Source organism: Algoriphagus sp., from assembly GCF_024642405.1.
Lineage (GTDB): Bacteria > Bacteroidota > Bacteroidia > Cytophagales > Cyclobacteriaceae > Algoriphagus.
Genome location: NZ_JAHEBC010000216.1, coordinates 1 through 6,585, shown reverse-complemented (window position 1 = coordinate 6,585; position 6,585 = coordinate 1). Strand labels below are relative to the sequence as shown.

Here is a 6,585-nt window from a genome sequence, read left to right as displayed (position 1 = left end):
CAATCTACTTTTTCATGAACTGAAATAACTTTCCATATTTTTTTATCAGTCTTTAATTTTAATTCTTGAACGTATTCAGAACTTTCATTTCCATGCAATTGAAGAACAGATAAATCAAATTCACTGATTTTAGATAAAACAAAGTCAAAGCTTTCATTTACAAAAACCCCAACTTTGGGTACTTCCATTAACTTTATTTCTTTCGCAAATTCTTCTGAAGCATACCTTGGTGATTTGGAATAGAAAATTAAGCCCATCCAATCAGGTTTTACCTCCTGAATAAGATTTTGGATATTCTCAGGATTCCTCATCCCACAGACTTTGATTTTCATTAAGCGTTTACCTTTGATTCTTTAGCCAAAAGCTTCTTGTATTCTTTAATAAAATTGTAAGCTGCCTGTTCAGGACGGCTGGATTTCATGAAATTTTCTCCTATCAGAAACCCATCGAATCCAGCCTTTTTTAAGGTGATCAAAGTTGCAGGATCAGAGATTCCACTTTCAGAAATTTTCACGAAATCAGAAGGGATTTTATCTACCAAGTCAAGTGAGGTCTGCAAGGAAACCTCGAAAGTCTTCAAATTCCGATTATTAATTCCCACTAAATCTAAATCATCGCATAGGCTTCTTTCCAGTTCCTCTTCATCATGTACCTCCATCAAAACTTCTAGTCCAAGGCTTTTTGCGAAAGCAGCCAACTCATTCAATTTCTTTGGTTCTAAAGCAGCAGCAATCAATAAAATACAATCAGCACCGATAGATTTAGCCTCTAGAATCTGGTATTCATCTACTACAAAATCCTTTCTTAAGATTGGACAAAAGTTAAACTTTCTGGCTTCTTTCAGATCTGCATTAGTTCCACCGAAGAATTCAGTATCAGTCAGAATAGATAGAGCAGATGCACCTGCTTGCATATATCCTATACTCACAGCTTCTACGGCTGCAGCACCATTTATTAAACCTTTAGAAGGCGACTTTCTTTTGAACTCAGAAATGATCCCTGATTTTTCAGAATCAGTAACATATTTCTTCATCGACACGACGTCACCATCGAAGAAAATACTCTTTTCAAGAAGTTTTACTGGCACCAAACTGCTCTTTTCGGATACTTCTTTATGTTTTTGAGCAATGATTTTATCTAAAATATTCATAAGACTTTAAACTAGAGAAACTGATGTTTTGGGATTGACTAAACCTTCGAAAACTTCTAATGCTTTCCCAGAAAGTAAAACTTCTTCCGCATTTGCTACGGCATCTGTAAACGAAAGTCCTTCATTAGCAGTAACAAGAGCCGCTGCGGAATTTGCCAAAACGACAGCGTTTTGACTTTTTGTACCCTTGCCCTTTAGAATGGATTCGAAGATTTTTGCAGATTCCTGGATTGTATTGCCACCTAGGATTGAATCGGCATTTAATGTTGTTAACCCTATATTTTCAGGGTTCAAAACTCTTTCACCATCATTTGAGATGATTTTAAATGGGCCTGTTAAAGAAATTTCATCATAACCATCTAAGGCATGAAGGATTGAAAACCGACCATTCATTTCTTGATATAAATATCCATATAGACGAGCCAATTCAAGACTAAAAACACCTACTAATTGTTTCTTAGGAAAACTTGGGTTTACCATAGGCCCAAGCATATTGAAAAAAGTTTTAACTCCTAATTCCTTTCTAATTGGCGCCACATTTTTCATGGCTGGATGGAAGAGGGGCGCGTGTAAAAAGCAAATCCCTACATCGTCTAAACTCTGACGTATTTTGTCTATATCATTTGTAAACTCATAACCAAAATACGCAAGTAAATTCGAGGAACCACAAATTGAAGAAACACCAGTATTTCCATGCTTAGCTACATTTTGCCCGGCACCGGCAACAATAAATGAAGATAGCGTGGAGATGTTAAAGGTATCTTTTCCATCACCTCCGGTACCACATAAATCCATGGCGTCATATTCATCTATTTCAACAGGTACACAAAGTTCCAACATAGCCTCTCTAAAACCAGATAGTTCTTCCACTGTGATACTTCGCATCAAGTAGATCGTCATAAAAGCCGCTATTTGGCTTTGATTGTAAGAACCACTGGTGAGATTTTTCAATACCTCTTTTGACTCTGATTGGGTTAGGGTTTTGTGTGCTATAAGGTGATTTAAAATATCTTTCATGATGGGTTTGATTAAGGTTACTATAATTTATCCGGCATTTTCCAACCAATTCCGGATGATTTGGACTCCATTTTCTGTGAGGATACTCTCAGGGTGAAATTGAACACCTCTCACATCAAATGATTTATGTCTTACTGCCATGATTTGATTATCGGGAGTTCGAGCAATTATCTCCAGATCAGGAGAAAGGAAGGATTCATCTATTACCCAAGAGTGGTATCTTCCTATGTTAAATGTATCTGGAACCCCTTTAAAAAGCAAGTCAGGCTGAATTTTCACTTGAGATGAAACACCATGCAACACTTCAGACAAATTAATTAGACTTCCTCCAAAAGCTTCTCCGATGGCTTGATGTCCTAAACAAACTCCTAAAATCGATTTGGATGAACTGTATTTTTTTAATAGCTCAGGCATAATCCCAGCATCTTTGGGCACACCAGGACCCGGGGAAAGAAGGATTTTATCATATTGATTTACATTCTCCAAACTTATTTTATCATTTCGGAAAATATCCATTTGATCCCCATATCCAAGTTGTCTTATAATATAAACCAAGTTATAAGTGAAGGAATCGTAATTATCTAAAACTAAAATTTTCATAGTGATCTTTCTATCTTTTAAATTCCCTCTGCCGCCCTTAATGCCACTCTCAAGGCCTCCAGTTTATTAGATACCTCTTGCAATTCTGAGGGAATTGATGATTTAGCAACTACTCCTGCTCCTGCCTGGAATCTCAATTGATTGTTTTCTGAAACAAATGATCGAATCAAAATTGCATGATTGAAATCACCATTAAACCCTAAATAGCCAATAGCTCCACCATAGAATTCCCTTGAAATATTTTCTAATTCATCGATTAATTCCATTGCTCTATATTTAGGTGCTCCCGAAAGAGTCCCTGCCGGGAAAGTATCGGCCACTAGTTGTAATGGATTTGCACCTTCTGAAAGCTCACCTGTGACTTTAGAAACAAGATGGATCACATGAGAATAATATTGAATTTCCTTAAATACCTCAACATTTACATGTTCTGAGGATCTTGACAAGTCATTTCTAGCCAAATCAACCAACATTACATGCTCAGAATTTTCCTTTGGATCATCATATAATTTTCTTGCCAATACTGCGTCCTCCTGATCATTTCCAGTTCGTCTAAAAGTCCCTGCAATTGGATAAATAGTTGCTTTTTTATTTTTTACTACTATCTGGGCTTCAGGAGAGCTTCCAAATACTTTGAATGAGCCATAATCAAAATAGAAAAGATAAGGTGAAGGATTTACTGATCTGAGAGCCCTATAAACATTGAATTCATCACCTTTGAAAGCGGTTTTAAATCTTCTTGAAAGTACGATTTGAAATACATCCCCTTTAAAGCAATGTTCTCTTCCTTCATTTAATATTTTCAAAAATTCTTCATCAGTATAATTTGAGGTCTCCTCGCCTAGCATTTTGAATGAATATGCAGGAATATTTTTATTGTTGAGTAAGACTTGGATTTCATCCAAATTAGAAGGCTCCTCATGTCCCTTAACCTGATGTTCAAACATGTGCAACTCATTCTTGTAGTGGTCCACCACGATAATATTCTGATAAACAGAATATTGCATCATTGGCACATCATTAGGTTTGGTATTCGATAATTTTATATCCTCAAAATATGCTACCGTATCATATTGGATATATCCAAAAAGTCCATTTGTACTGAATTTAAAACCATCTCTCTCGATAGAAAATTTATTCCCAAATGCTCTTAGGCTATCTACCAGTTTTTGGTCATTACCTATTGTGTATTTCTCAGTTTTCCCATTTGGTAATTTTTCCTCCGCTTTTCCGCCATTAAAAGAAAAAGTTGCTAAAGGATTAAAGCAGATATAGGAATAACTATTTTCTTGACCATGATAATCAGAACTTTCCAAAAGAATAGGATTAACAAATCTATCCCTTATTTGCAAGTATATGCTCACAGGTGTTATTGTATCAGCTAGTCGCTTACTGTAGGTAGTGGTGATTTGGAAATTTGACTTGGACATTAGTTATAAAATTTTAATCATAAAAAAAGGCTTACTGGGAAATCCAGCAAGCCTTTATATTTCGTGCAGCATTTTCAGGCACGGGCTTTCTGAGCTTTCCCTTGGAAAGAATTCAGATGCCACCACCAGTATTTTGCTGTTATCATTTTCATAAACCTTGGGCAAATTTAGAAACGTATCTGATATGGCAAAACATCTTTTCAATATTTTACTATTATTTTTGAAAAAAAATCAGATTATTTCATGGCAGGTGTTCTATTTAAATATTTCAAAAGAATTTTTGATGATTACCAGGTACTAGTTCAAGTAAACCCATTGGATTTCACCGGAACCGAATTGATCGTACATCCTGATGGAAAAGTAGAAAAAACTATCATGGAATTTGATGATGAAATATTTGAAGATTTAGAAGTAGATGAATTCATACCATGTAGTCCTTTAGAATTTCAGCTTCAATTATCAAAAAGCTAAATTTTTCATTCTTTTCGCCCTCTCTAAAATTATAGTATTGATTGTCAGGGCAACTTTATCGAGATAATGTAAATTATAGGATAAGAGATTGTAAACAATAATTTTTGCCTTACCTTTGTGGCCTAGCGGCACGACCAGCTCCTGCTGAATCCCCCAGGTCCGGAAGGAAGCAAGGGTAGGTGGTTGTAGCGGTGCGATGCCGCTTCTTTTTTTGCCTTTTTTTGTGAAGGCTTTTTAATTCCAGTTCCTAATCTTGATTTATCTTCTAACTTTGCTTAGGCAATTGAATCCTTTAAAGATGGGATTCTGCGTTTTCAATCAAATCTAGATTTTGCCGTTTTTCAAAAGGCAGAAAACATATTCACAGCTATTTTAATTTATCAAACATGAAATTCTTTATCGACACAGCTAATCTGGATGAAATCAGAGAAGCATATGATTTGGGCGTATTAGACGGAGTAACAACGAATCCATCCTTGATGGCAAAAGAAGGCATAAGTGGGGATAGTAATGTGAGAGCACATTATAAGGCAATTTGTAACATTGTAGATGACAAAGTTAGTGCAGAAGTGATTTCGACTGATTTTGAAGGAATGATCAAGGAAGGTAAGGAACTCGCAAAAATTGATGATAAAATCGTGGTGAAAATCCCTATGATTAAGGATGGGATAAAAGCCATCAAATATTTTCATAGCGAAGGGATCAGAACAAACTGTACACTTGTTTTCTCTGCTGGTCAAGCAATTTTAGCTGCAAAAGCTGGAGCATCTTATCTTTCTCCATTTATTGGGAGACTGGATGATATCTCGTATGATGGCCTTCAATTAATTGAACAAATAGTACATATTTATCAAACTTATGGCTTTGAAACAGAGGTTCTAGCTGCATCGGTAAGACATTCAATGCATTTAATTAAATGTGCTGAAATCGGAGCCGACGTAGTGACATGCCCACTAAAAGTAATTACAGGACTATTGAAACACCCTTTAACGGACTCCGGATTGGCCCAATTTCTGGCTGATCATGCTAAAGCGGCAGGAAAATAACCAAAAGAAGGCCGATTATTATCGGTCTTTTTTTAATTTACCACTATGTACATTATCAAAGTAAAAGGCAAAGCCAAAATCCCAGATTACATCCAGATTAGAGATGAAAATTTTGTTTTGGTCGCTTATTTTAGAGCAGACAGACCATTAAAAAATATTGAAAAATTTGGATTAGAAGGTAAGGAAGAAGCTTTGGAGTCGTTAATTCAAGGATTGCCTTTTGGTAAACTTCAAAAATTAGATTTATAAAAATGGATTTCAGTACTGAACCAGTATTACAGGTAAGTAGTGCCACAATTTTCCAAGGAATTGATCCCATTTTATCTGATGTCGATTTTTCAATTGAACAGCATGAATTTGTGTTTTTGATTGGGCGGACAGGAAGTGGAAAAAGTTCTTTATTGAAAACACTTTATGCAGACCTAGAGCTGAAAAGTGGTGTGGTTGAAATCGCCGGGTTTGATCTTACCAAGATAAAAACTAAAGAAATCCCATTTCTAAGGAGAAAAATAGGGATCGTCTTTCAGGACTTTCAACTTTTCAATGACAGAACTGTTGCGGAAAATCTCATTTTTGTCATGAAGGCGACAGGATGGAAAGATTCTTCAAAAATTAAAGCAAGAATGGCTGAAGTTCTATTACTTGTAGGGCTAAACAATGCTGCAAGTAAAATGCCTCATCAATTATCAGGTGGTGAACAACAACGTGTAGTGATTGCAAGAGCTTTATTGAATGAGCCATCCATACTACTAGCGGATGAACCAACGGGAAACTTGGATCCTGATGTAGCAGATGGGATTTTCAAACTCTTTCAAGAGATCAATAAAAAAGGAACTTCTATTCTCATGGCAACCCATAACCATGAGTTATT

General features: G+C 35.9%; 9 protein-coding genes and 1 other RNA gene. 5 read left to right on the top strand and 5 right to left on the bottom strand.

What is annotated here, in order from left to right; translation table 11 throughout:
• The 5 genes from Q0L68_RS14445 to Q0L68_RS14425 all read right to left on the bottom strand — a co-directional run.
• Positions 1-332: phosphoribosylanthranilate isomerase (locus Q0L68_RS14445; RefSeq protein WP_296704552.1), on the bottom strand; the 332-nt coding region annotated here is incomplete at its 3' end.
• On the bottom strand, positions 332-1,150 hold the full coding sequence (gene trpC, locus Q0L68_RS14440; RefSeq protein ID WP_296704549.1) for an indole-3-glycerol phosphate synthase TrpC: 819 nt from the start codon (positions 1,148-1,150) through the stop codon (positions 332-334). The genes trpC and Q0L68_RS14445, both read right to left, overlap by 1 nt.
• Positions 1,151-1,156: 6 nt before the next feature.
• The gene (trpD, locus tag Q0L68_RS14435) at positions 1,157-2,167 is read right to left on the bottom strand and encodes an anthranilate phosphoribosyltransferase (protein ID WP_296704544.1); all 1,011 of its coding nucleotides are present in this window, start codon (positions 2,165-2,167) and stop codon (positions 1,157-1,159) included.
• A 27-nt stretch (positions 2,168-2,194) separates the two neighbouring features.
• On the bottom strand, positions 2,195-2,767 hold the full coding sequence (locus tag Q0L68_RS14430) for an aminodeoxychorismate/anthranilate synthase component II (RefSeq protein WP_296704542.1): 573 nt from the start codon (positions 2,765-2,767) through the stop codon (positions 2,195-2,197).
• 17 nt (positions 2,768-2,784) lie between these two features.
• Complete coding sequence (locus Q0L68_RS14425; protein ID WP_296704539.1) at positions 2,785-4,197, bottom strand: anthranilate synthase component I family protein; 1,413 nt, start codon at positions 4,195-4,197, stop codon at positions 2,785-2,787.
• 243 nt (positions 4,198-4,440) lie between these two features.
• Here Q0L68_RS14425 and Q0L68_RS14420 point away from each other — a divergent pair, with 243 nt between their 5' ends.
• The 5 genes from Q0L68_RS14420 to Q0L68_RS14400 form a co-directional block, all read left to right on the top strand.
• Entirely contained in the window at positions 4,441-4,668 is a 228-nt protein-coding gene (locus Q0L68_RS14420) for a hypothetical protein (RefSeq protein ID WP_296704536.1), read from the top strand.
• Positions 4,669-4,790: 122 nt separating this feature from the next.
• An RNA gene (gene ffs / locus Q0L68_RS14415) (signal recognition particle sRNA small type) lies at positions 4,791-4,877 on the top strand.
• Between the two features lie 177 nt (positions 4,878-5,054).
• Positions 5,055-5,714 carry a fructose-6-phosphate aldolase gene (fsa, locus tag Q0L68_RS14410; protein WP_296704535.1) on the top strand — a complete coding sequence of 220 codons (660 nt, stop codon included), beginning with the start codon at positions 5,055-5,057 and terminating at the stop codon, positions 5,712-5,714.
• A gap of 45 nt (positions 5,715-5,759) precedes the next feature.
• Complete coding sequence (locus Q0L68_RS14405; RefSeq protein WP_296704532.1) at positions 5,760-5,963, top strand: fructose-6-phosphate aldolase; 204 nt, start codon at positions 5,760-5,762, stop codon at positions 5,961-5,963.
• A gap of 2 nt (positions 5,964-5,965) precedes the next feature.
• A partial coding sequence (locus tag Q0L68_RS14400; RefSeq protein WP_296704529.1) for an ATP-binding cassette domain-containing protein occupies positions 5,966-6,585 on the top strand: 620 nt, incomplete at its 3' end.

Excerpts from the sequence above, each read along its gene's own strand:
- trpC (WP_296704549.1), bottom strand. The coding sequence starts at position 1,150 with ATGAATATTTTAGATAAAATCATTGCTCAAAAACATAAAGAAGTATCC.
- trpD (WP_296704544.1), bottom strand. The coding sequence starts at position 2,167 with ATGAAAGATATTTTAAATCACCTTATAGCACACAAAACCCTAACCCAA.
- Q0L68_RS14430 (WP_296704542.1), bottom strand. The coding sequence starts at position 2,767 with ATGAAAATTTTAGTTTTAGATAATTACGATTCCTTCACTTATAACTTG.
- Q0L68_RS14425 (WP_296704539.1), bottom strand. The coding sequence starts at position 4,197 with ATGTCCAAGTCAAATTTCCAAATCACCACTACCTACAGTAAGCGACTA.
- Q0L68_RS14420 (WP_296704536.1), top strand. The coding sequence starts at position 4,441 with ATGGCAGGTGTTCTATTTAAATATTTCAAAAGAATTTTTGATGATTAC.
- fsa (WP_296704535.1), top strand. The coding sequence starts at position 5,055 with ATGAAATTCTTTATCGACACAGCTAATCTGGATGAAATCAGAGAAGCA.
- Q0L68_RS14405 (WP_296704532.1), top strand. The coding sequence starts at position 5,760 with ATGTACATTATCAAAGTAAAAGGCAAAGCCAAAATCCCAGATTACATC.